This is a genomic window from Solimonas marina (assembly GCF_012241385.1).
GTDB lineage: Bacteria > Pseudomonadota > Gammaproteobacteria > Nevskiales > Nevskiaceae > Solimonas > Solimonas marina.
Window position 1 is genome coordinate 1 of the sequence record NZ_JAAVXB010000021.1, and the last position, 22728, is coordinate 22728.

Annotated in this window: 18 protein-coding genes and 1 pseudogene; 9 read left to right on the forward strand and 10 right to left on the reverse strand. The window is 65.3% G+C overall.

What is annotated here, in order from left to right; all coding sequences use genetic code 11:
- Positions 1 to 156: pseudogene (locus G7Y82_RS21630) on the forward strand (IS110 family transposase); the annotation flags it as partial.
- A 130-nt stretch (positions 157 to 286) separates the two neighbouring features.
- Here G7Y82_RS21630 and G7Y82_RS20785 read toward each other — a convergent pair.
- Genes G7Y82_RS20785 through add (G7Y82_RS20820) form a run of 8 tightly spaced genes read right to left on the reverse strand, consistent with a single transcriptional unit; the run spans position 287 to position 9127 of the window.
- Positions 287 to 1390, reverse strand: coding sequence for a purine-nucleoside phosphorylase (locus G7Y82_RS20785; RefSeq protein WP_168150059.1), 1104 nt, complete (start codon positions 1388 to 1390; stop codon positions 287 to 289).
- A gap of 49 nt (positions 1391 to 1439) precedes the next feature.
- A complete protein-coding gene (gene add / locus G7Y82_RS20790) occupies positions 1440 to 2492 on the reverse strand; it encodes an adenosine deaminase (protein ID WP_168150060.1) in 1053 nt (350 codons plus the stop codon).
- A 12-nt stretch (positions 2493 to 2504) separates the two neighbouring features.
- Complete coding sequence (locus tag G7Y82_RS20795; RefSeq protein ID WP_168150061.1) at positions 2505 to 3413, reverse strand: isopenicillin N synthase family oxygenase; 909 nt, start codon at positions 3411 to 3413, stop codon at positions 2505 to 2507.
- Between the two features lie 28 nt (positions 3414 to 3441).
- Complete coding sequence (tsgA, locus tag G7Y82_RS20800; protein ID WP_168150062.1) at positions 3442 to 4656, reverse strand: MFS transporter TsgA; 1215 nt, start codon at positions 4654 to 4656, stop codon at positions 3442 to 3444.
- Between the two features lie 46 nt (positions 4657 to 4702).
- Positions 4703 to 6139: an adenosine deaminase family protein gene (locus tag G7Y82_RS20805; protein ID WP_168150063.1), complete on the reverse strand. Its 1437-nt coding sequence runs from the start codon at positions 6137 to 6139 to the stop codon at positions 4703 to 4705.
- Positions 6140 to 6160: 21 nt separating this feature from the next.
- Positions 6161 to 7003: a 5'-methylthioadenosine/S-adenosylhomocysteine nucleosidase gene (locus tag G7Y82_RS20810; RefSeq protein WP_168150064.1), complete on the reverse strand. Its 843-nt coding sequence runs from the start codon at positions 7001 to 7003 to the stop codon at positions 6161 to 6163.
- A gap of 13 nt (positions 7004 to 7016) precedes the next feature.
- The gene (locus G7Y82_RS20815) at positions 7017 to 8081 is read right to left on the reverse strand and encodes a purine-nucleoside phosphorylase (RefSeq protein ID WP_168150065.1); all 1065 of its coding nucleotides are present in this window, start codon (positions 8079 to 8081) and stop codon (positions 7017 to 7019) included.
- 41 nt (positions 8082 to 8122) lie between these two features.
- Complete coding sequence (add, locus tag G7Y82_RS20820; protein WP_168150066.1) at positions 8123 to 9127, reverse strand: adenosine deaminase; 1005 nt, start codon at positions 9125 to 9127, stop codon at positions 8123 to 8125.
- A 237-nt stretch (positions 9128 to 9364) separates the two neighbouring features.
- On the opposite strand from add (G7Y82_RS20820), the gene G7Y82_RS20825 reads away from it, so the two are divergent.
- From G7Y82_RS20825 to G7Y82_RS20855, 7 genes are all read left to right on the forward strand, one after another.
- A complete protein-coding gene (locus G7Y82_RS20825) occupies positions 9365 to 10459 on the forward strand; it encodes an isopenicillin N synthase family dioxygenase (protein WP_168150067.1) in 1095 nt (364 codons plus the stop codon).
- Between the two features lie 97 nt (positions 10460 to 10556).
- Positions 10557 to 13037, forward strand: coding sequence for an amino acid adenylation domain-containing protein (locus G7Y82_RS20830; protein WP_168150068.1), 2481 nt, complete (start codon positions 10557 to 10559; stop codon positions 13035 to 13037).
- Between the two features lie 107 nt (positions 13038 to 13144).
- A complete protein-coding gene (locus G7Y82_RS20835; protein WP_168150069.1) occupies positions 13145 to 13690 on the forward strand; it encodes a hypothetical protein in 546 nt (181 codons plus the stop codon).
- A gap of 159 nt (positions 13691 to 13849) precedes the next feature.
- Positions 13850 to 15493, forward strand: a complete 1644-nt coding sequence (locus tag G7Y82_RS20840) for a 3-(methylthio)propionyl-CoA ligase (RefSeq protein WP_168150070.1) — start codon at positions 13850 to 13852, stop codon at positions 15491 to 15493.
- Between the two features lie 98 nt (positions 15494 to 15591).
- Entirely contained in the window at positions 15592 to 16140 is a 549-nt protein-coding gene (locus G7Y82_RS20845) for a hypothetical protein (protein ID WP_168150071.1), read from the forward strand.
- A gap of 91 nt (positions 16141 to 16231) precedes the next feature.
- Positions 16232 to 16525 carry a helix-turn-helix domain-containing protein gene (locus G7Y82_RS20850; RefSeq protein WP_168150072.1) on the forward strand — a complete coding sequence of 98 codons (294 nt, stop codon included), beginning with the start codon at positions 16232 to 16234 and terminating at the stop codon, positions 16523 to 16525.
- Complete coding sequence (locus G7Y82_RS20855; protein WP_168150073.1) at positions 16515 to 17738, forward strand: type II toxin-antitoxin system HipA family toxin; 1224 nt, start codon at positions 16515 to 16517, stop codon at positions 17736 to 17738. Before G7Y82_RS20850 ends, G7Y82_RS20855 begins: the two co-directional genes overlap by 11 nt.
- Positions 17739 to 17747: 9 nt before the next feature.
- On the opposite strand, the gene G7Y82_RS20860 is transcribed toward G7Y82_RS20855, so the two are convergent.
- Both G7Y82_RS20860 and G7Y82_RS20865 read right to left on the reverse strand, forming a co-directional pair.
- A complete protein-coding gene (locus G7Y82_RS20860; protein ID WP_168150074.1) occupies positions 17748 to 19058 on the reverse strand; it encodes a M20/M25/M40 family metallo-hydrolase in 1311 nt (436 codons plus the stop codon).
- A 47-nt stretch (positions 19059 to 19105) separates the two neighbouring features.
- The gene (locus G7Y82_RS20865; RefSeq protein WP_168150075.1) at positions 19106 to 21340 is read right to left on the reverse strand and encodes a penicillin acylase family protein; all 2235 of its coding nucleotides are present in this window, start codon (positions 21338 to 21340) and stop codon (positions 19106 to 19108) included.
- Between the two features lie 579 nt (positions 21341 to 21919).
- Between G7Y82_RS20865 and G7Y82_RS20870 the strand changes: the two genes are divergently transcribed.
- On the forward strand, positions 21920 to 22654 hold the full coding sequence (locus tag G7Y82_RS20870; RefSeq protein WP_168150076.1) for a sel1 repeat family protein: 735 nt from the start codon (positions 21920 to 21922) through the stop codon (positions 22652 to 22654).
- Positions 22655 to 22728 lie beyond the last annotated feature (74 nt).

A 22728-nucleotide genomic window follows, 5' to 3' on the forward strand; every position in this document is an offset into this window, starting at 1 on the left:
CGATTGCAACCCGATTTCAACGCGCGCTATCGGCGCCTGCGTCACGCCGGAAAGTGCGCCAAAGTCGCCATCACGGCTTGCATGCGTGTCCTCATCACCAGGCTCAATGCCATGGTCCGCGACCAGACCGTATGGAAAATGAGCCCCGCCACATAAGACAGTTGCTCCTACATGCCCCGCTTTGTTTGTAGGAGCGGCGCAAGCCGCGACCTCAGGTTTTGCAGAAAATCGCATTTCAATCTGCGCGAATCTGCGAAATCTGCGGTTCATCCGCTTTTGATTGGCTTCACTGCTTGGCCGAAGCCGGCGCGAACGGGTCGTTCTCGTACTTCGACCAGTGCTCGGCGAGTTCGCGGACCACGGCGCTGCCGACGCGCCAGTGTGCTTCGCAGGCCGGTTGCAGGGCGCCGAAGCCGTCGACTTCGCGGGCGAGGCTTTCGGCGGCCGTCATGCCGTTTGGCTGCATGCTGAAGTTGCTGGCGGTGCGCAGCAGCATCACGCGTGCGAAGTCGGCCTTGCCGCCCGCATCGAGGAAACGGATCGCTTCGAGGATGCCACTGTCTTCAACGGCGGTGGTGACGAACTGACCCTGGTCGTGCGTCCAGTAGCGCACCCACTGCGTGGCCCAGTCGTTGAGCAGCTTGCCGTGCCAGAAGGTGTTGGCCGAGATGTTGTCGCCACGCATGACGCGCGGCGGCTTGCGTGCCTCCGGGTCATCGGTATATCCGGCGCGTATTGCCCGTAGTTTGTCGCTGTCGTCGAGCTTGATGGTCTTGGTCAGATCGTAGGCCCAGTTGCGCAGTTTGCCGTTGAGCTTGAAGACCTTGCCGTTGTCGTCGCCGGCTGGCTGCTCGTACGGCGTCTTGTGCTTGAACGGGATGTAGCCGGTCGGCCAGTCCTTGGGCATTTCGCGCGGGTCGATTTCGTAGGCCCAATCGCCGTTGACGACCCATTGCCCCCAGACCGCCGAGCCGATCGTGCCGCGCTCGGGGTTGATGCCGGCGATGCCGCCGATCAGCCAGTAGGCCTTGCTGAAGTCGAAGCGCGGGTCCATGCCCATCGCCATCACGCTGGCTGCCGCATGGTCGGCGGTCAGGCCGGTGTAGGTGACGAGTACGCCATGCGCGCGGTCGAGACAGGCGGCGTGTGTGCTCATCGGCAGCGGCACGCAGTCGAGCTTGTGCTTGCCGTCGATGCCGCGCTCGTACCAGCGCTGGAATTCGCCGGCGGTGTCGCCGCTGTCCTTGCCGATCTCGAAGTTGACGAGCACGACGACCCGAATCGGGATGGGCGGGGCGACGGTGGCCGGTGCGGCGGCCAGTGCTGGCGCGGCGCACAGCAGGAGCGACAGTGCGGCGCCAAGACGGCGCAGAGAAACGTTGATGGTCATCAGGCGTGAATCGATTTTTCTGGAGAGGTGTCGTGACGCGGCGGCCGCATCATGCGCCAGCGGTATCGCAGGTTTCCAGTTGGGCGAGGTAGGCGTCGCGTTCCTCGTCGCTGAGCCAGGCGGTGACGAAACTGTTGCGTGCCAGCTGCACGAGCATATCGCGCGACAGGCCGACGGTCCGGGCGGCGCGCAGCATCAGGTCGCCGATATAGAGGCTGCGCTTCATGCCCGGATCGTCGGAATTCAGCGAGACCAGCAGTCCGTGTTCGAGCAGCTGCTTGATCGCGCCGGCGCGATATTCCATGCGGCCCGGAATCTCGGTGTAGAACAGCGTCGGCGCCGCGGTCAGGCCGATGCGGCGTTCGCGCACGGCATCGATCAGCTTCGGATCGTCGAGCACGTTCAGGCCGTGGTCGATGCGCTCGACCTTCAATACGTCGAGCGCGCCCCAGTGGTGGGCCACGGTGTTCGGCTGACCGACGTCGCAATGCGTGGTCAAGCGCAGGCCCATGCCCCGCGCCTCGTCGAAGACGGCGGCGAACTTGTCGGGAAAGCCGTCGACCTCGGGGTTGTCGAGACCGATGCCGATGAATTCGTCGCGCCACGGCGCGCTGTCGCGCAAGACCTTCAGCGCGTCGTCGGCGCTGCGGTCGCGCAGGAAGCACATGATGTAGCGCGCCTTGAAACCGAGGGTTTGCTCGGCCTCGATGCGCGCCCGTGCCAGCCCGCCGAAGATCGCCGCCAGCGGTATGCCGCGCTCGAGGTGCAGCTGCGGGTCGAAGAACACCTCGGCGTAGACCACGCCCTGCGACTGCGCCTTGGCGAAGAACGCCATCGCCAGATCGCGGAAGTCCTGCGCGCTGCGGATCGCGGCGATCAGCTCTTCGTAGATGCCGATGAAGCTTGGTAGGTCATGCGCGTCGCGCAGTCGCTGGCGCACCGCTTCGGCATCGGCGTAGGGCGTGGCGATGCCGTTGCGCGCGGCGATGTCGAGGTACAGCTCGGGTTCCATCGTGCCTTCGATGTGCACGTGCAACTCGGCCTTCGGCATCGCCATGACGAAGGCGTGCAGCGTGGCATCGTCGGGGCTGGGCATGGTCATGGGCGGGCAGTCTCAGCGGGCTTCGACGCGCGCGTATTCGCCACGCTGGCGCGCCATGATGTGGTCGAGCGCCTGCATGCCGTGTTCGGCGTTCGCCGGTGCAACCCAGGTGTCGGCGTTCGGGTGGTGGAAGAACACGATCGAACGGCGTGCCTTGGCATTGGCCGATGGCGGCGGATTGACGACACGGTGCGGGTTGGCCGGAATGCGACCGCCCGACCACAGGTGCAACAGATCGCCGGCCTGCAGCAGCCAGGCGTCGTCGCGAAAGCGCACCGGCGTCCACGCGCGCTGCGCGCCGATCGCCGCTTCGAGACCGCCGGGCGCATCGTCGGCCCACAGCAGCGTGATGCCGCCGATGTCGGTGTGCGCCCGCGCCCGCGTGCGGCCCGCTTCCGGGGCCTGCGTCTGCGCGTGGTAGTAGTTGACGACCAGGTTCGAGTGCTGCTGCGTGGTCCAGGCCGGCACATCGGCATCCGGCAGCGCCAGCGACTCGGCGATCATGCCGGTGACGCGCGCCGCCAGGCCATGCATCGCGACGTATAACGCGGTCCAGGCATTGCGGAAGTCCGGCGGGCTCTGCGGCCACAGCGGGAAGCCGTCGGCCCAGACCTTGGGCGGCAGATGCGAGTCGCTGGGTTTGAGGCGCAGCTCGTAGCGTTCGAGCAACTCGGCGGTCGGGCTGGATTCGGAGACCGGTTGCCAGCCGTACCACGGGCCGTCGCCCGGCCACTCGACCTTGGCTTTCTCGTCACGCGGCAAACCGAAGAAATGGTCGCCGGTTTCGAGCACGGCTTCGCGCACCGCGCGCGGCACGCCGTGTCCGACCAGAAACACGCAGGAGGCGTTGATCAGACCGTTGACGAGGTCATCGGGGCTGGCGGTGCGCAAATCGATGACGGGAATGCTGACGGGGTCCATGACAGTCTCCGGTGCGGGGGCGTTCGGCTCAGGGGAGATCGCCGGCAACCGCCGGCGAAGGGTGGGGGACGGGCAGCGCGCGACGACGCATGGCGACGACGATGCAGGCGGCCATCAATGCGTAGCAGACGCTGACCGATTGCAGCGCCAGGGCGGTATCGGCGTGACGCACGAGCTGCGACGACAGATACGGACTCAGTGCCTGACCGAGCGAGCCGCACGACAGCAGCAGCGCGACGACGCGCTGCGGGTGGCGGACCAGCGTCGTCGCGTAGGTCAGGCTCAGCTTCAGCACGCCGCCGTTGACGATGCCGAGCACGGTCGTCGCCAGCATCAGCGCCGATGCGTCGCGGCTCAGCCAAAGCGGGAACGATGCGGCGACCGACGCGCAGGCGATCAGCGGCAGCAGGCGACGGAAGTCGAGGCGTTGCAACAGCGCGACCAGCAGCAACTGGCCGATCGCCATGCCGGTCCAGTAGCGACTGATGCCGGCGGTGCTGGTGACGTAGTCGACGTGCAGTTGTTGCTGCAGGTGCTGCGGCAGCCACAGCAGCATCGTCACCTGGCCGAGCAGATAGAACAGCAGCGCGATCGCGCACAGCCAGGCCCCCAGCGGCCAGCGTTCGTGCGCCACGCGTTCGCCCGCTTCGCGCGCCGACGGTGGGTAGGGGCTGAGCACGGCCAGTACGACGACCAGCGCACAGAGCGCCGCCAGCGCGCCATAGCTGGCGCTCCACGGCAGTCCGTGCGAAATCATCTGCGCCGCAGCCGGTGCACAGACGATGCCGGCCAAGGCAAAACACAGATCGGTGCACAACAGCAGCACCGCACGGATGCGCGCCGAATAGCTCAGCGCCAGGGTCACCGCGGCGGCCGCCAGACCGAGCCCGGCGACGGCCCCGGCGACGGCCAGCAGGACCGGCAGCCATGACCACGAATCGCCGAACAGGATGGCCAGCAGCACCGCGGCGCCGATCACATAGCAACTGATGATGGTGCGCTTGAGGCCGCTCCACTCGAACCAGACCAGGCTCAACAGCGTGCCGATCATGATGCCGCTGCTCAAGGACGAGAAGCGCTCGGAGACGTCGGTCAGCGCCTTGCCGAAATGCGCGGCCATCGGTCCGCTGATCGCGCCGATCTGCGAGATCAGGCCGGCGGCGATGAAATAGCTGAGCAGGCAGGCCAGCGTCAGGCGGATGCGCTGCGCGCGCGTCATCGTGAAGTCGCCGGCCGTGGCCATCGTTCAGTGCCGTGCCGCGGGGTTCGTGTCTGCGCTCATGGCGTGCTCACTGGCGAGGCAGACAGATTTGATAGTGCTTGCAGGTGAACGAGTAGCTCACCGGATGCACGTCGTCGAGCGCGGCCGAGCCTTTGCGCTGGAAGTCTTTGGCGAAGCGCGCGACGCGCCGGTCGTAGTCCGCCAGCAGCTTTTCCTTGACCGGCTCCTGCACGAAGGCGTACTTCAGCGAGTTGCGGCCCATCTTGACGATCTCGTCCCACGACAGGTTGAACTCGTGGACGGCGACGTAGTACTCGTCGGTCAGGTTGGAATCCCACATGCCGCGATCGTCGGTCGACAGCGCGACCGGAATGCCGATGCGCAGGTACTCGGGGAAGGGATGGTGCTGGAAGTCCGGCACGTAGCCGAGCATGAAGTTGCTGATCAGGTTGATCTCGACCATGTACGGGCCGTTGCGCATCAGCACCATCATGTCCGGCTCGTCGATCAGGTTGACGCCGTGGCCGATGCGCTCGGCGCCGAGCAGCAGCGTGTCGCGAATGTGATTGCTCGGCTCGTCCTGTTCGCCGGCGTGGATCGACAGATGGATGTCCGGGTAGTGCTTGCGCAGATCGCGCAACGTCGACAAGAAGCGCAGCGGATAGCCTTTCTGGTTGTCCTCGCGGCCGACCATGTTGATGCCGACGTAGAGATCGCGGTGCTGGTCGGTGAACGCGTAGAGCGTGCGCAGTTGCTGTTCGGCGTTCGGCGCGAAGCGCAGGATCGAACTCTGGAAGCGCACGGTGACGCCGGTCGCCTTGGCGTCGCGCTGCGCCAGACGCTGGCGCAGGATGTCGACGGTCTGGTCCGGCGTGAACAGCGTGCCGTCGGGCTTCAGATAGCCAAACGCACCGTTCATCGTCTCCAGGTATTCAAGGCCTTCGGCACTGAAGGCCTTCATGTTCTGGTAAAGGATTTCCGCCATCACGTACGGATTGCGGTCGAGATCGGCGAGGCGTTGCCAGTGCGTGCTGAAGAACTCGTCGCGGCCCTCGAACGGCTTGTCGAGGCGGATGCTGTTCAGCCAGCCATCCTTTTCCTTCGCCGTCAGATCCTGCAGGCGCTTGTATTCGGACTTCTGGCAAGCGTCGAGCTTGTCGTAGCTGGTTTGCTGGATGGTATGGAACAGCAGGTAGTACGGATCGTTGCCGTACTCGTTGACGCTGCCGTACGGGATGCAGTTGTTGATGCGGACCTTGCTGTAATACGTGTAGCCCCGCGCTTGCTGGTCCAGCGCCGCCTGCCACCACCATTCCGACAGCCCGGCGCCGGACAGGTGGTTGTGCAGGTCGCCGCCTTTCGGCAGCGCATAGAGGAAGCGGTACATCTGCTCCGGCGTGGCTTGCGCCTTGAACTTTTCGAACCAGGCCTCGTCAGCGCGGGCGGAGGCGCTGGCGAACAGCAGCGGGGCGATGAGGGTGCAGGCGAGGGCGAGGCGGCGCATGGCGTTCGGGCGTGAAGCGTCTTAGAGATACGAGATCAGGTGCAGGCTGAACAACGCGGCCTGTTTGGCGGCGATGGGGCCGAGGCGCAGGTAGTCGTTGTTCGGCGTTTCCTGTGCAACATTGCTGCCACCGCGGACCACGATGTACGGCACGCCGAGAATCTGCAGCGTGTGACCGAGCGGCGCCGATTCCATTTCCATGATGTCGGTGTGCAGGTCGTTACGCAGATAGTCGATGCGCTGCTGGGTGACACCGAACAGGTCCGACGACGAGATCACGCCGAGCCGCGCCTTGACGTGGTAGGTCGAGCCGTTGGCCGTGACTTCCGGACCCTTATAGGTGGCGATCGCCTTTTCCGCGTCCCGCAACAGCACCGGCGACGGCGAGAACGCGTTCTTGATCTCCTTGCCGTCGTCCGGCCCGTTGAACGGGCGATAGACCATGCCGTCGTGCGTCAGGCTGCCGTAGTCGTGCTCGTGCATGACGGTGGCGACGATCACGTCGCCGGTACGCAGGCTCTGATTGATGCGCGCGCCGGTGCCGCTCATCAGCACCAGACGCGGCTTGAACTGGGTGACGAACAGCGTCGAGGTCATTGCCGTCGAGGTCTTGCCGATGCCGGTGATGGCGACCACGGCCGGCTTGCCGTCGATGTGGCCCTGCCAGTACGGAATGCCCCAGAGATCCTTTTTTACCGCATCCTTCATCGCCGCCACGAACGGCGGGATTTCCTGCGGCACGGCGCCGAGGATGAGGATGGTGTTGGTCGGCTGGTAGTGCGCGGGTTGGTCGGGTGCGCTGTCGGCGTACGCGTGGCTGACGGTCAGGGTCATGACGAGGCAAAGCAGTCTGAGAAGTTTCATGGTCGGTTCCGCTTCAGTTACCGGGAATGTGGTCGCGATAGGTCGCCCAGCCGTCGAGCAGGGTGTGCACGACGATGCCGCCGACCTGGTAGGCCGCGTCGATCGCGGGCTTGCCGTCTTCCGGGTATTCGGCGGTGGTACTCCAGGCCGCGTCCTTGCCGGGCGGCTGCATGCTGTAGTTGCTGGCGGTGCGCAGCACCATCACGCGGTCGAGGTCGACGCGGTGGTCGTTGGCGAGTCGATGCAGGGCGGTCAGCGTGCCGCTGTCTTCCATCGCCGAGATCATGAAGTTGGCGTCGCTGCCGGCCTGCAGCTTCATCCAGTCGTTGGCCCACTGCGTCATCAGGTCGCCGTGGAAATAGCGGCTCGACGACATCGTGTCGCCCTCGGTGACGAACGGTGGCTTGAGCGCATTCGGATAGCCGGTGAACTGCGCCCGGAATTTGGCGATGCCGGCGCTGTCGGCGACCGGGTGATCCTGGGTCAGTTGGTAGGCCCAGTCGGTCAGCTTTGGATTCAGCGCGAAGTGCAGGGTGTCGACGGTCCAACTGTGTTCGGTGTCGTTCGGATGCTGGCCGCCGAGCGGCAGCAGGCCGTAGGGCCAGTCCTTGGGAATCTCGCGGGCGTCGATCTCATAGAGCAGATCGCCGTCGACGACGTGCTTGGACCACACGGCGGTGCCGAGCGAGACGTCGTGCGGGTCGCCGCCGCCGATGCCGGCGATCAGCCAGTACGCATGCGACAGATCGAAGCGCGGATCGGTGCCGAGCGCCATGATCGACGCCGTGGCGTTGCTGATGCCCATGCCAGTGCAGATCGCCAGCAGGCCGGCGTCGTTGCCGCGCAGCTCGTACTTGCCGAGCGGGAACGGGTAGACGGTGTCGAGCTTCTGACCCTCGACCCAGTTCTGGAACTCGCCAGCCTTGTCGCCGGTGACGGCACCGTCCTCGAACATCGTGACGACGACCACCTTGACCGGAATCGGCTGTGGCACAGCGGCGCTCGGCACGCCTTTCGAGCAGGCGGCAAGCGTGGCGAGGGCGGCGAGCGCGAGCGGCGCCAGCAGACGAGTCGACATGGATCTCTTGAAAATCGTCGGAAAGAGAAAAGGGTCAGGGTTCAGGCCGCGGCCTGCAGATAGCTGTCGAGCGCCGCCAGGTAGTGGTCGCGCCGATCGGTGGGCAGCCACGCCACCTCGAAGGCGTTGCGCGTCAACTGCGCGATTTCGTCGCGCGTCATGCCGTCATCGACGAGCGCCTGCAGGTTCTCGTTCATGTACGCGCGGAAATACGCCGGATCGTCGGAATTGATCGTCGCGCGCATGCCCAATTCGAGCATGCGGCGAATCTCGGCCGTCGTCAGGTTCTGCACGACGAAGCGGTTCGACACCGGGCAGACCGTCAAGCCCAGGCCGCGTCTGGCCACTTCCGAGTACAGCTCGCTGCGGTCCAGCGTGTTGATGCCGTGATCGATGCGATCGACGATGATGTCGTCGAGCACCTGACGGATGTGCTCGTGTGTGTTGTGCTGGTGCACGTCGCAGTGCATCGTCAGCTTGTAACCATGCGCGCGCGCCTGCTGGAAGACCTCGGCGAACTTGCTTGGCGGATTGTTCTTCTCATCTGAGTCGAGACCGACGCCGACGATCCAGTCCTTGAACGACAGCGAGGCCTGCAGCGTTTCCATCGCCGACTCGGCGCTCATGTCGCGCAGAAAGCACATGATCAGCTGCGACTCGATGCCCAGATCGGTGCGCGCCTGCTCCTGCGCCTTGTGGATGCCGCTGATGACGGTGGCGAACGGCACGCCGCGAGTGGTATGCGCTTGCGGGTCGAAGAACGGCTCGCAATACAGCACGTTCTGTTCGCGCGCCTTCTTCAGATAGGCATAGGTCAGATCGAAGAAGTCCTGCTCGCTGACCAGCACCTCCATGGCCTTGTAGTAAATCGTCAGAAACGACGGCAGGTCGTGAAAGTCGTAAGCGGCGATCACCGCCTCCGGACTGTCGTACGGCAGCTCGACGCCGTTGCGCTGCGCCAGCGCGAAGCTCATTTCCGGTTCGAGTGTGCCTTCGAGGTGCACGTGCAGCTCGGCTTTGGGCAGATCGGCGATGAAATCGGGCATGCGAGGTCTCCGGAAGGACCGCTCGGTTCGGGTGTCGCCATCGCGCGGCCGCACTGCGCAACGGCACCAGACTGTTACCGTCCCGTCGTGCCGCGAAAACGGCAGGCCTATTGCTAGGCGAAACAGGTCCGGAAAAAGTGCATGCAATCTGTAGCAAGGATTGTGCACAAAGTTGCCGGCGGTCCGATTCGCCGTTGCCCGGGCGCCGCAAGCGCCTCGATGTGGGGTTCGAGAACCATGAGTGAGCATTTTTCCGCGGCGCCCGGGCCGTTTTCGGTGCCGGTCGTCGATATCAGCGCCTATGTGTCGCCGCTGGCGTCCGACGCCGCAGTGCGCGCCCGCGTCGCCGTCGACATGGCGCGGGCCTGCCGTGACGTCGGCTTTGTTCAGGTGCGCGGCCACGGCATCCCACATGACGTCATTGCCGGTCTGGGCGCGGCGATCGACGCCTTTTTCGATCAGCCGCTCGACACCAAGCAGCGCTACCGCACGCCGCCGCAGATCAACCGCGGCTACGCGCCGCCGCACAGCGAATCGCTGAGCCTGTCGCTGGGCGTCGAGTCGGCGTCGCAGCTCAACGACTATTTCGAGGCCTTCAACATCGGCGCCGCCGCGTCCGAGTTCTCGCAGCTGACACTGCCGGCCGACGTCTATGCCGAGAACGTCTGGCCCGGCGACGGTGATGGCTTCGCGGCGGCGCCGTTTCGCGCGGCGGTCGAGGCATATTTCACGGCGGCTGGCGGCGTGGCGCGGACGCTGTGTCGTGTGTTCGCTGATGCCTTGAATGTCTCGCCGCAGACCTTCACGTCGGTCACCGATCATTCGGTCGATGTGCTGCGCATGATCCGCTACGCCTTGCCGGACGGCCTGGCCGTTGGCGACGTGACGCCGACCGGCATGGGCGCGCACACCGACTACGGCATCGTCACCGTGCTGTGGGCCGATCCGGTGCCGGGCTTGCAGGTGCTCGGTGGCGACGGCGTCTGGCACGACGTACAGCCGGCGCCCGGTTGTCTGCTCGTCAATCTGGGCGATCTGACCGCGCGCTGGACCAACGATCGCTGGCGCTCGACGCTGCATCGCGTGCAGCCGCCGGTGGTCGACGGCCGCATTCGCCGGCGCCGCTCGGCGGCGTATTTCCATGACGGCAATTACGACGCGCTGATTTCGACCCTACGTTCGTGTGTGGGCATCGATGGCGGGCAGTACCCGCCGATCACCGTCGCTGACCATCTGGCCGCCAAACTGGCCGGCTCGCGCGCCGGCGTCGCCAATACCGCGGCTGGCGAGGAAGCCGAACGCGTGCGCGCCGCTGAAACCGTCGATCGATAGGCGCAACGGCGCCGCCGCTGCGCGGCGCGCGCGAAAGCCTAAGGCTGGGCGACAATAGCGGCCGAGACTGCGACGCCGACGACGCCGAACCCTGAGCATGAGCCGATCTTCATCGCGCGACCCCGAGCCCCGGGAGCGCCGGGCGCCCGCGGGCGCTGCGGCTGGCCGTGCTCGCACGCCGGCCGTCGAGGAGCTGGCGTTCGTCCAGCGCGTCACCGACAAGGGCTTCGGCTTTGCGCGCACGCTGACCGGTACGCGCCGCGAGGACATCTTCCTCAACGAGAGCCGCATCGCATCGCTCGCCGGCGCGAGCGTCGACCTGAGCGGTACACCGGTGCGGCTACAGATCGTCGACAAAGCGGACGGCAAGCGTTCGGCGGTGCAGGGCCATGTGCTCGCGCTCGAAGACGCCAGCGCCGCGGCGCAGTTGTGGGACGTGCTGGCGACAGCGAATCAAGCCGGACTCGACGTGACGCGCCTGCGCGAGCTGTTGCCCGATACGCCGGTACTGTTGCCGCTGATCCTGGCGATGCAAGGTGCGCTGCGCGACGACCTGACGCCGTTGCGGCCGCTGGTCGCGAAGTTGCCGACCGCCGTGTGGGCGGAGCCGGTACTGGAATCGGTGTGGCCACTGGCGACGCCAGCGCAGCGCATGGCGGTGATGCGCGCGCTGCAGCAGCAGGCAGACGCTCGCCTGCCGGCGATGCTGCGCATCTGGATGTGCGAGCCGTTCTTTGTCGTCGGCGAGTCGATGCTCGGGCGACTATGGGAGACCTTGCCGGCGCACCGCGCGTTGTGGCTCGGTCTGGCGCAGCGCCTGCCGGTGACGAGTTCCGGTCATATCAGCGTCGGCACCACATTCGCGCCGCGTAGCGAGCGCGGCACCGCCACGACGCTGGACCCGGCGCTGCTCTGGGCGCGACGTGGCATTGATCAGGCGGGCGGTGATCCGGCGCGCTGGTGGCAGCGAATCGTCACCGCGCTCGACAGCGGCGCGTCGTGGCCGGCGGAGGAAGACGACTGGCCGGCGCTGGCCGATGCGCCGTCGACCGTGATACGCGCGATGGCGCGGCAGCGTGCGCCGCGCTTCTGCGCCGCGTTGGCGGCGCTCGATCAGTTGGGGGCGTGGACGCAGCAACAGACGCAGCTCGATGCCGAGGACGTGCTGCAATCGCTGGACGATCGCGACCGTGCGCTGGCCGAGCTGTGGGTCAGCACGCAGCCGGCAGTGAACGCCGAGATGGCGGCCGCGATCCGCGCGCAGATGCAGACCGCGCGTGCCGCCGAGAAAGCCGCCCAGCGTTATCTGCAGTCGCTGGGGCTGTCGGTACGCGACGTGGCGATCGAACAGCTGTCATCGGCCGACAGCGCATGGCAGGCGATGGACTTGCAGATCGATGGCCGGCACGGCGTCGACGTCAAGAACTGTCGGCGCACGCTCAATGGCGGCATGCGCTCGGGGCGCTGGAAGGTCAAGGCCTTCAAGGCTGATGTCGCCGGCCGCGACGTGCTGCTGTGCGGCGTCAGCAGCCCTTACACGCGTTTCGACGATGGCGTGCTGACCAGCCGCGCGCGGCGCCATGCGGCCGATAGCTGGCGCGCCGCGCTGCCGGGTGCCAATGAAGCGATGGTCGTGCTCGGCGTCACGCACGCCGGCGAGGTTCAGGAGCTGCTGCGCCGCTTTCGCGATGTCTTTCACCTGCACAGCCCGGTGCGCCAGCGGCTGATGGAAATGCCGGTCTGGGCCTGGGACTATCCGATTGCGCATTACCGCGCGCGCAACGAGAGCCTGCAGGTGCTGCGCGCGCAGATCGAAGCCCCGGCGACCACCGCATTCGACCGGCGTCTGCGTGCCGAACTGCCGCCGGCGCTGTGGAGTTTCTGGGATCTCGATCTGCCGGGCGACGGGACGCCGTGGAGCCTGCAACAGCGCGCGTTTCTCGAGCTGTTGCGTGAGCAGTGGCGGCAGAGCGCGGCGCGCATGAAACAGCCGCCGCCGGTGCCGCGCCTGCCGTGGCTGTATCTGTTCGTGCTGCATGCCTGGCTGCGCTGGCGCGCGAGCGGGCAGGCGTCCGATGCCGGCGCGTTGGCGAGCTTGCTCGGCACCGGGGATGCAAAGGCCGGACGTGCGGTCAGCGCGTCGACCTTGGGCATCGCCGATCCGGCCGGCAGCCTCGACGCCTTGCTCAAGGCACTGGCGACGCTCGATGCGCATCTGACGCCGGCGGAATTCCAGCGCATCGGCGAATTCACGATGTACCCGAACGGCATCCTGATCGGCCGTTTCGACGACGGCATGCGCCGTACGCTGTTGGCGCACTGCGGTGGGCGCGTCGAGGCGGTAATGGCCGACTGTGGCTACTGGCCGCTGGTCTACGGCAAGGATCGCAGCTGCAGTTGCGGGCGCCTGATCTGTCCGAAGTGCCTGTGCTGCAGCGATAGCGCGCAGACGCCGTGCCCGCATCAGCTCGAACGGCAGCAAAAATCTCGCGAGCGGTCATCGCCGGCGCCCGCTGCCGTGCGCCGCCGCTCGGGCTTCGGTCTGCTGCGTCGCGGCGTGTTCGATCCTTCGGAATAGCGCTACGTGGCGCCGTTCTTGCTTGGCAGGACGGCTCGATTTACTTTGCGTCGAAGCCGGGTTCTTGCCGCGCGGTTTCGTTCATTTGCTTCAAGCTTGAGGACAACATGGCCGTACTGGTGGAAGCGATCTCCGTCATCGTCAAGATTTCGGCAATTCAGGAAAAAATGCAGGGCGGCTGGCCGGCGTTTCTCGGGCTGGTGCCGAACAAGACCTTGTGCGCCGACAACGAAATCGCCCGTGTCGGCTTCATGTCGCCGAAGGATGTCGAGGCGTTCATCGACAAGCTGCAGGCCGCCGGCCTGGAGTTTCTGAAGAACGGCGAGTCGATCGACATCGCCGTCGCCGACCAGACCAGCGGCTTCACGGCGCGCTGCATGTGGGCCGAGTTCGGTCGCATCAACTACGAAGACAAGGAAGACCAGCTGGTCAGCGCCTGTCGCCTGTTCGAAAGCGAGCTGCAGAACTTCGTCACCCCGCGCGAGTGGCAGTACGAAGGCTCGATCAGCCAGACCGTCGGCATGACGCCGAATGGCCTCGATCCGGCCAACATGGAATTCCTGCGCCACGAAAACGGCATGGACGTCTATCGCAATCCGGCCACCGGCAAGGAAGTGTTCGTCGCGCGCTCGAGCGAATCGCAGCAGGCCTGACGGCCGGCCGGCGCCGTCGATCGCGCCGCGTTTCTGTCGCATGCGTCAGCGTCGCGCGCCGCCCCGTTTTTCGTTGTTCTGAGGCACTATGTCGGTCTGCACATTGCAGACTCGACATGACGCCAGAGCCGGCTCCGAAGCCCGGCCACGAGGAGAACGATGAACGGACAGATGATGGATCAGCCGCTGCTGATCAGCAGCTTGCTCAAACACGCCGAACGTTGCCACGGCCGCACCGAGATCGTGTCTCGGGTGATCGAGCCGGCCGAGGGCGACGCGCGTTTCCATCGCTATGACTGGCGCGCGCTGGGCGCGCGTGCGCGGCAGCTGGCCAAGGCGCTCGGCACGCTGGGCATCGCGCCGGGCGACCGCGTCGGTACGCTGGCCTGGAACGGCTATCGGCATCTGGAGTTGTACTACGCGGTGTCCGGCAGTGGATCGGTGATTCACACCATCAATCCGCGGCTGCTGCCGGAGCAGATCGCCTGGATGATCGGCCACGCCGAAGATCGCGTGCTGTTTTACGACCTCAATCTGGCGGGCCTCGTCGCGCAGCTGATTCCGTTGTGCCCGCAGGTCGAGTACTGGGTGGCGATGACCGATGCCGCGCATGCGCCGGACATCGCCGGTGCGCGCGGCCGTGATTACGAAAGCCTGCTGGCGGCCGAGAACGACGATTACGAGTGGCCAGTGTTCGACGAGCAGTGCGCCGCGGCGCTGTGCTACACCTCGGGCACCACCGGCAATCCCAAGGGTGTGCTGTATTCGCATCGCTCGACCTTGCTGCACTGCTACGCGTCGGCGCTACCGGACGCCCTGGGGCTGTCGGCGACCGACTGCGCGTTGCCGATCGTGCCGATGTTTCACGTCAACGCCTGGGGAATGCCGTACACGGCGCCGCTGGTCGGCTTCAAGTTCGTTCTGCCGGGGGCGGCGCTGGACGGCGCCAGTCTTTGCGAGCTGTTCCGCAACGAGGGCGTGACGTTCTCGGCCGGCGTGCCGACGGTGTGGCTGGGCATGCTGCAGTACGCGCGCGAGCATGGCACGGCGCTGCCGGCGTTCCGCCGCTGCGTGGTCGGCGGCTCGGCCTGTCCGCCGTCGCTGAAAAAGGCGTTCCACGACGAGCTGGGCATCGAGATGCAGCCGGCCTGGGGCATGACCGAAATGTCGCCGCTGGGCTCGGTCAACACGCCGACCCGGCACTACGAGGCGCTGTCGCCCGAGGCAAAAGCCGAGCAGTCGATGAAAGCCGGCCGACCGCCGTTCGGCGTCAGCATCAAGATCGTCGATGCCGACGGCCGCGAGTTGCCGTGGGACGGCAAGGCGTCCGGCGATCTGCTGGTGCAGGGGAGCTGGGTGGTGTCCCGCTATTTCCGCAGCGACAGCAGCCCGCTGGTCGACGGCTGGTTTCCGACCGGCGACGTTGCCACGATCGATGCCGATGGCTTTATTCAGATCACCGACCGCTCCAAGGACGTCATCAAGTCCGGTGGCGAGTGGATCAGCTCGATCGAACTCGAAAATCTGGCGATGGCGCATCCGGCCGTCGTCGAGGCCGCGGTGATCGCGCAGCCGCATCCGAAGTGGGACGAGCGACCGGTGCTGGTCGTGGTCTGCAAGTCGGGCGAGAAGCTCAGCCGCGACGAGCTGCTGCGCTACTACGACGGCAAGATCGCTAAGTGGTGGACACCGGACGACGTGATCTTCGTCGATGAACTACCGCATACCGCGACCGGCAAGGTCTCGAAACTCAAGCTGCGCGAACTGTACGCGCAGGCGATGCCGGCTGCCGCTGCGTCGTAGCGCTGCGCGCGGCCGCGCGCTCCATTACGCTAGACCTGATTGTTCTCGCGGCCGCCGATGATCCCGGCGGCCGCATCAGGCCTGCCGCCCGGAGTCGCATGAAAGTTTTCGCTGCCGCCTTGCTGTTACTGGTGTCGACTGGTGTTCACGCCGATATCGAGAAGGTCGCGATCCCATCCGATCACGGCAGTGAAACCGTCTGGTGGCCAAAGCTCGTGCCGCCGACCGGCTGGCACTTCGATCGCGCGTCGTCGTACTACCTGGGCTTCTATGCGATGGCGCCGGACGGTTCGAGCTTTGCGCAGGCTGACACCGTGATCTACGCGATGGCACGACCCAAGCGCGAGGCGCCGGACAGTCCGACGCTGCAATCCTTCGTCGCCAGCGACATCGCCAACTTCAAGGATGGCGATCCGGGCCTGATCGTCGCGCAACAGCCGCCGATGCAAAGCGCCGACGGTACACCGTTTCAGGTGTTGTTCTACCACCCGCCGGTCGGCGCTCCCGGTGACTGGGAGCGCGTGGCTTACGGCGAGGAAGGCGAGTTCTACGTGACCTTCGTCGTCAGCGCGCAGTCGCAGGCCGCGCTGCAGGCGGCGCTGCCGACCTTCACCAAACTGCTGACGACGTACCGGGCCAGACCCTGAAACCAAGAGACGAGCTAAACCGGCAATATATTGCCGTTTATGGAAATAAGCGGCAATATATTGCCGTATGAAAGCCGAGTATCCCAGCACCGTGCCCGTTCCCGTCGCTGACGATCTGCGTGCCGTCGGTCTGGCGCTGCGCCGCGCACGCGTCGCACGCGGCGAATCCCAGGCCTCGCTGGCGCGACGCATGGGGATTTCCGAACGCACGCTTCGTGACGCGGAAAAAGGCGCTGCCGGTGTGTCCGCAGGCATTCTCTTGGGCTTGCTGTGGGCGGTCGGACAGGGCGGCATCGGTGCCGAACTGAACCGCAGGCTCGATACGACCACGGAGCGGCCGTCGAACATTCGAGCAAGGCACCGGACGGCTGCCGATGACTTCTGAATTGTTCGTCTGGATCTGGCTGCCGCAGGCGGTCGAGCCTGTGGTGTGCGGCCGGCTCTGGGCTGAAAGCGGCATGGTGCGCTTCATCTACGGACGCAGCTATCGGGCACGTCGCGACGCCATTGCCCTGATGCCCGAGCGCATGCCGCTGGACGAGCGGATTCACCTTGCGAGACGCGCGGGACAAGTGCCGGCCGCGATTGCTGACGCGGCCCCGGACGCCTGGGGACGGCGTGTCATCGAGTATCGGCGCAAGTCGGGTGAGCTGCCGGAACTCGATTATCTGGCCGACAGCCGCGGCGATCGTATCGGGGCGCTGCATTTTCAGACGCAAGCGGACCGGTTCGTGCCGTCGACGCTGGCACCCGCCCGCCTCGATGATCTGCTGCAGGCTGCGGAGGTTCTGGAGCGCCAGCAGCCGCTGCCAGCGGAGCTTGCCGCCGCCCTCGAACATGGGACGTCGATCGGTGGCGCCAGGCCCAAGGCGACGTTGATGGACGGCCATCGCCCGTTGATCGCCAAGTTTTCATCGACGACGGATCGCTGGTCGGTGGTGCGCGCCGAATGGGCCTGTATGCGCTTGGCCGCACGCTGTGGAATTCGCACGGCGGCAACGTCGCTGGTCAGCGTCGCCGGCAAGGATGTTCTGCTCGTCGAACGCTTCGACCGCGAGCCCGCGGCCAGCGGCGCGCTGCTGCGACGTTCGATGCTGTCGGCGTTGACGCTGCTCGATCTCGATGACACCGAAGCCCGGCTGGCTTCCTATCCGGCATTGGCGGAGCTGCTGCATCGGCTTGCCGCCAACGGCCGCGACGATGCCCGCCAGCTCTTCCGGCGCATGGTGTTCAACATTCTCGTCGGCAATACCGACGATCACGCCAAGAATCACGCGGCGTTCTGGGACGGACAATGGCTGCGGCTGACGCCGGCCTATGATCTGCTGCCGATGCCGCGTGTCGGGCAGGAGGCGGCGCAGGCCATGCAGGTTGGAGCGGCCGGCAGGACGGCGACCATGGCCAATGCGCTGAGCGAAGCCGGGCGCTTTGCGCTGACGCCCAGCCAGGCACGCGAGATCGTCGACGAGGTGGAAGCGACGATCGCGGCGCACTGGCGATCAGAGTTTCAGGCTTGCGAGGTTCCGCAGCCGCAGATCGATCGCCTCGACGGCGTCGCGATCCTGTCGCCCGTCGCGCGCCTCAGAACTCCATTGTGACGAACGCGCTCAGCGCTTTTTCTGGCTGAGTCGCGTCATCAGGATCGCGGCGCGCTTGGCCTGGCGCGGGATGCTGGACAGATCGGCGGTTTCGGCCGGCGTGTGGGTGCCGGTGCCGGCGATGCCCATGCCGACCAGGCCGTCGGTGTCGGCGGCGACGAACGAGATGTCGCCGGCGCCGCGCTTGAGCGGATCGAGTTCGCCCATCTGTTCGAGGTCGAGGTCGCCGTTGATCTCGTTGAGCAGGCCGAGCAGCGCGCGATTGCCGGCGGTCGGCGGCATCGGCGGGTAGCCCTCGTTGAAGGTGATTTCGGCGCTGGTGCCGGGCAGATGGTCGGCGACGATCGCTTCCATCTTCTTGCGCACGCGCTCGGTCTGCTCCTGCGTCAGCGTGCGGAAGTCGCCGCGGGCGATGGCGATCGGCGCGACGATGTTGGTCTTGCCCGTGGCGGCGATGCGCACGCCGTCGCTGTCGAGGTCTGCACTCTGGCCGCCGCCGATCAGGCCGACGTTGAACGTCAGCTTCGGTTCCGGCAGCTCGCGGCGGAAGGCGTCGATGATGCGCGCCATTTCATAGACCGCGCCGTAGCCGACCTTGTCCGAGAAGATGCCGGAGCTGTGCGCGGAATGGCCGTGCGTGGTCAGCGTCCACGAGTTCGACGAACGCCGCGAAATGGCGCCGATGTCCTTGCCGTCCTCGCGCGACAAGTCCTCGAAGTCGAGCGCCACGTCGGCACGCCTGCCGGCGGCGATCAGGTCGGCGCGCGCGAGCTGCTTCGGGCTGCCGACGCTTTCCTCGTCGCCGCTGAGCACGACTTCGATGTTGGCGTTCTTCAGCGTGCCGGCCGCCTTCATCGCCTGCAAGGCGTCGAGCATGACGACCACGCCGCCCTTGTTGTCGTCGACGCCGGGACCGTAGGCGGTGTCACCGTCGCGGCGGAAGGTCTGGAACGGCGAATCCGGCTCGAACACGGTGTCGAGATGGCCGATCAGCAGCATGCGCGTCGTACCCGGCTTGCCGGCATGCGTGGCGATCAGGTGGCCGGCGCGCTGCGTCTGGCCCATCGGCTTGAACGTGACCTTGAAGCCCAGCGCCTCGAACTGCGGCGTCAGCATTTCGGCGATGCGTTTGACGCCGGCGAGGTTGTTGGTGCCGCTGTTCTGGTTGACGAGCTTTTCGAGCAGGGCGATCGACGCGTCCTGGTGGGCATCGACCGCCGCGGTGATCTGCTGCTCCGGCGTCGACAGCGCCGCCAGTGCCGGCGTGGCGACGGCCAGCGAACAGAGCAGGGCGGTGATGATTGATCGGCGTGCGCGCATGCGCGTGTGACTCCCCAGTCAGCGTTAGGCGGATGCGCGCCGCCGTTTCAGGACTGCGGCGGCGCGCTGAACGCCGGATGGTAGACGCTTTCGATGTGTCCCTGCAGTTCGTCCGGCCAGAAATAGACCGTGCGCAGATTGCCGGTGGTGTAGCGCTCGGCCTCGTCGTCGAAGTGCGGCGAATCCGGATGGCCGCTCTCGCCGCCGGCGGTGATCGCCCGCGCCTCGACGCGTTTGCCGAACTCGACGACGGCGACGAAGCTGTTGCCGTTGGTGCCGTAGAAGCGCTTGGTGCCCGGCCAGCGGTGCGCGCCGAACGACGCCAGTGAGCCCCAGCGCGACGACGTGAACGGCACCGGGATGCTCGGTTTGGCGTCGTCGAATTTCTGCTCGATGGCGCCGTCATTGCGCTGGAAGCGGTTGATCTCGCCCCACGGCACGGCCCAGTAGCCGAAGTCCTGTTCGAGCCGTGCGATGCCGGCTTGCAGCGCATTCAGGCGTTCCTCGGACGTGCGCCGGGTCATTTCCACATAGATCGAATCGTGATGCGCCTTGGCGTCCTTGCCGGCCGCGTCCCACAGCACGTCGCCGGTGAATTCGGCGACCGACATCGGAATCGACGCGATGCCCCAGCGATAGTCCCAGTGGCGCAGCACGTCGATCGGGCCGGCGAGCGCCTGTTTGCGCGGGTCGCTGACCGGCAGCGCGTCATAGTCGGCGACGAGCTTGGGAATCAGATCGGCGAAGGCCGGCAGGTAGGAGTCGAAGGCATCGGTCAGCAGCGCGCCGAGCGTGAAGCCGTGCTGCTGGCTGAGCATTTCGGTGGCATGGATGCCACGCGGATTCTCGCCGGCGCTGTCCATGTAGCGCGGGAAGTCGGCCTGCTTCGGGCTGTCCTTGCCGGCCGCCGAATACGGCCAGTCATTGGTGTTGAAAACCCAGCCGACCGATGGATCGTAGACGCGCGGCAATTGATCGAGCGGCGTCAGGCCCTGCCAGTCGGTGGCTGGATTGCTGCCGTCGACCGGCTGCGTGTAATCGAAGCGATCGTCGCGCTTGGGGACGAACTGCGGATGCAGGTACGCGATCTCGCCCTTGTCGTCGGCGAAGATCGTGTTGTTCGACGAATTGGCTTTTAGCTCGGCGATCTTCATGTAGCTCGCGTAGTCGCTGGCCTTGGTCCGCAGCCAGCTCTGTTCGAGTGCCGGAATCGGCTTGTTCATGATCGCCATCGCGATCCAGTGCTCGCCGTCAGCGCGCACGATGGGGCCGTGATGCGTCGCGTACGTCGTGAACGTGCGCGTCTGCATCGTGCCGTCGGCGCCGCGGCTCTTGAGCGTGATCTGCTTCACCGTCACCGGCCGCAGCTTCTTGCCGTAGCGGTAGTAGAGCTTGCCGTTTTGGTGGACGATGGTTTCGGCGAAGTCGTCGATGACGTCGGCGCCGGTCGAGGTGTGCATCCAGCCGATGTGCGGATTGAAGCCCTGGTAGATGAAGAACTGGCCCCAGGTCACCGCGCCGTAGGCATCCAGGCCTTCGTCGCTGGACATCTGCAGCTCGGAGCGGAAATAGAACGAGGTGTGCGGATTGATCAGCAGCAGCGCGTGGCCGTCCACCGTCTGTTTCGGTGCAATGGCAATACCGTTCGAGCCGGTCGGTTCGATCCAGCTGGCCGGCACCTCGGCGCGCGCGGTGGCCGCCGCCGGATCATGATCGTAGAACGCTTCGAGCGGGCCGAGCTTGGCGCGCTCGATGTCGCCGCCGATGCTGCCTTCGGTGAAGCTCAGCGCCATCCACGGCTCGAAGTGCGTGATGACGCGCGGGTGCACGTCGGGATGTGCCGCCAGATACGCGTTGAGGCCGTCGGCCCAGGCCACCATCAGCTTGCGCAGCCAGGCCGGGCTTTGGCCATACAGCACTTTCAGCTCGGCCGGGTCGATGTAGAGGCGCTGGCGCAGATCCTGCCAGATCGCCTTGTCGCCCTCGGCCTCCGCAAGCCGGCCGAGCGAAACCAGATAGTTGGTCTCAACACGGTTGAAGTCATCCTCGGCCTGCGTGTACGCCATGCCGAATACCGCGTCGGCATCGGTTTTGCCGTGAACGTGGGCGATTCCCCAATCGTCACGGGTGATCGTGATCGCCGCTGCCTCGCGCTGCCAGCGCGCGGCCTCGCTGTCGGCGGCCCGGGCAGTGCTGCTCAGGCCGAGGCCGGCGATCAGCAGCGTGACGGGAAGGCGGCGGAGAAGGGCGCGACGATGCGGCGCATGGTGTGGCGTGCTCATGATGGACCCGGCTGTGAGCGTGTCGGCCGCGAAGGCGCGCACGCGATTCGAATGATGCTCCACGGACAACGTCCGTCTGCCCCAGATCGGCAATCCTAGCGCCGTGAGCCTGAAATGCGCATGAGAACTCGCCGGTCCGCTTCACGTCCGGGCCGCATCGCCGCTATCAATCAGTGCCGCGGTCCGTCGATATCAGGCACCTTGTCCGCAATCTTGACCACCGCTCATTCCATGAAAACGGGCAAAGCGGCGAATCCGTAGCGCCAGGCGATCTCCCCACGCGGTCCGCTATTGCCGATGGCGGCACGCGCCGAGACGACTTCAAGCAATCGCAGACGCGAAGTGTGAACCAGGCCTCATAACAGTCGTCGCGGTGTGGGACAAAAGCGAACCGATTACGGCATCATGAGACGGCACTTGCTCCCTGTGCATATGCGGCCTGACGCGGGGAAAGTCGATGCGAATCGGTAATTTAGGTGCATCTTGCGCAATTTTGGTGCTGATGTATATGCGGACCCCGGGGTCCGCCTATTAGCTGTTAGGCGCTCGCAAGCAATTCAGCAGACTTGGGGAAAGAAGATGGCACTTTTTGGAAATCCATTCTTTAAAAGCGAAAGCAAAGAAACAGAAGACGACTATTCAAAGGGAGTTCTGTGCCTACAGAAGGGCAACTTCTATGATGCGGACAAGTATTTTAGGGCAGCGGCGGCTAGCGGGCATGTGTCCGCTCTATACAACTTGGCCCTAATAAATGGCGGCGCAAGCATCAGTCCCTGTGACATTGATTTCGCTATCAGCTGTTTCCGCAAAGCAGGCAATGGCGGCCACCCCAAGGCAAAAGAATTTTCCACATGGATCGACAAAGCCGAAGATACATCTTTTGGCACCAGGGCTCTCGCTATGTTCGCCGCGCAGCTCCCTGCCCAGAATGAACCGAATCACCTTCTGATGATGGTGGGTTGCAGACTCTACAGCGCTCTCTGCACTCAATACGAAGCGTCAGACTCTGTTGTTGAGTACGAGCTGGATGCAGCTAGCACAAGCGATCATCCGTATATCCATAGATTCATAGATAGAACGGGTGTTAATAAATCTATCTATTCCGGGGGGCTTAACAGAGTCCAGCAAGGATCAGCCGCTGACCAGATCACGGACGGTCTGAATCATCTGTTCTTGGGGCTAAAGCACTCTGGGCATTCTGACGACTTGGGGTTGATGATTCGTTGCACAATCGTTGGTTATATTATCTCAAAATCAAAGCATGCAAATGCGGCGTCCCCATTGCTTGGCATTGACAAATTCTTCGCGCGGTGAGCGGCCGGGAACATAGGTAACAAAAGAGTCTGGAGACATCGGTAACAGTCACCGGCGCAACAATCTTCCGTTTG

What these genes read in the sequence shown, in the direction of transcription:
- G7Y82_RS20785 (WP_168150059.1), bottom strand. Translation starts at nt 1,390, where the DNA reads ATGACCATCAACGTTTCTCTGCGCCGTCTTGGCGCCGCACTGTCGCTC.
- add (WP_168150060.1), bottom strand. Translation starts at nt 2,492, where the DNA reads ATGACCATGCCCAGCCCCGACGATGCCACGCTGCACGCCTTCGTCATG.
- G7Y82_RS20795 (WP_168150061.1), bottom strand. Translation starts at nt 3,413, where the DNA reads ATGGACCCCGTCAGCATTCCCGTCATCGATTTGCGCACCGCCAGCCCC.
- tsgA (WP_168150062.1), bottom strand. Translation starts at nt 4,656, where the DNA reads ATGGCCACGGCCGGCGACTTCACGATGACGCGCGCGCAGCGCATCCGC.
- G7Y82_RS20805 (WP_168150063.1), bottom strand. Translation starts at nt 6,139, where the DNA reads ATGCGCCGCCTCGCCCTCGCCTGCACCCTCATCGCCCCGCTGCTGTTC.
- G7Y82_RS20810 (WP_168150064.1), bottom strand. Translation starts at nt 7,003, where the DNA reads ATGAAACTTCTCAGACTGCTTTGCCTCGTCATGACCCTGACCGTCAGC.
- G7Y82_RS20815 (WP_168150065.1), bottom strand. Translation starts at nt 8,081, where the DNA reads ATGTCGACTCGTCTGCTGGCGCCGCTCGCGCTCGCCGCCCTCGCCACG.
- add (WP_168150066.1), bottom strand. Translation starts at nt 9,127, where the DNA reads ATGCCCGATTTCATCGCCGATCTGCCCAAAGCCGAGCTGCACGTGCAC.
- G7Y82_RS20825 (WP_168150067.1), top strand. Translation starts at nt 9,365, where the DNA reads ATGAGTGAGCATTTTTCCGCGGCGCCCGGGCCGTTTTCGGTGCCGGTC.
- G7Y82_RS20830 (WP_168150068.1), top strand. Translation starts at nt 10,557, where the DNA reads ATGAGCCGATCTTCATCGCGCGACCCCGAGCCCCGGGAGCGCCGGGCG.
- G7Y82_RS20835 (WP_168150069.1), top strand. Translation starts at nt 13,145, where the DNA reads ATGGCCGTACTGGTGGAAGCGATCTCCGTCATCGTCAAGATTTCGGCA.
- G7Y82_RS20840 (WP_168150070.1), top strand. Translation starts at nt 13,850, where the DNA reads ATGAACGGACAGATGATGGATCAGCCGCTGCTGATCAGCAGCTTGCTC.
- G7Y82_RS20845 (WP_168150071.1), top strand. Translation starts at nt 15,592, where the DNA reads ATGAAAGTTTTCGCTGCCGCCTTGCTGTTACTGGTGTCGACTGGTGTT.
- G7Y82_RS20855 (WP_168150073.1), top strand. Translation starts at nt 16,515, where the DNA reads ATGACTTCTGAATTGTTCGTCTGGATCTGGCTGCCGCAGGCGGTCGAG.
- G7Y82_RS20860 (WP_168150074.1), bottom strand. Translation starts at nt 19,058, where the DNA reads ATGCGCGCACGCCGATCAATCATCACCGCCCTGCTCTGTTCGCTGGCC.
- G7Y82_RS20865 (WP_168150075.1), bottom strand. Translation starts at nt 21,340, where the DNA reads ATGAGCACGCCACACCATGCGCCGCATCGTCGCGCCCTTCTCCGCCGC.
- G7Y82_RS20870 (WP_168150076.1), top strand. Translation starts at nt 21,920, where the DNA reads ATGGCACTTTTTGGAAATCCATTCTTTAAAAGCGAAAGCAAAGAAACA.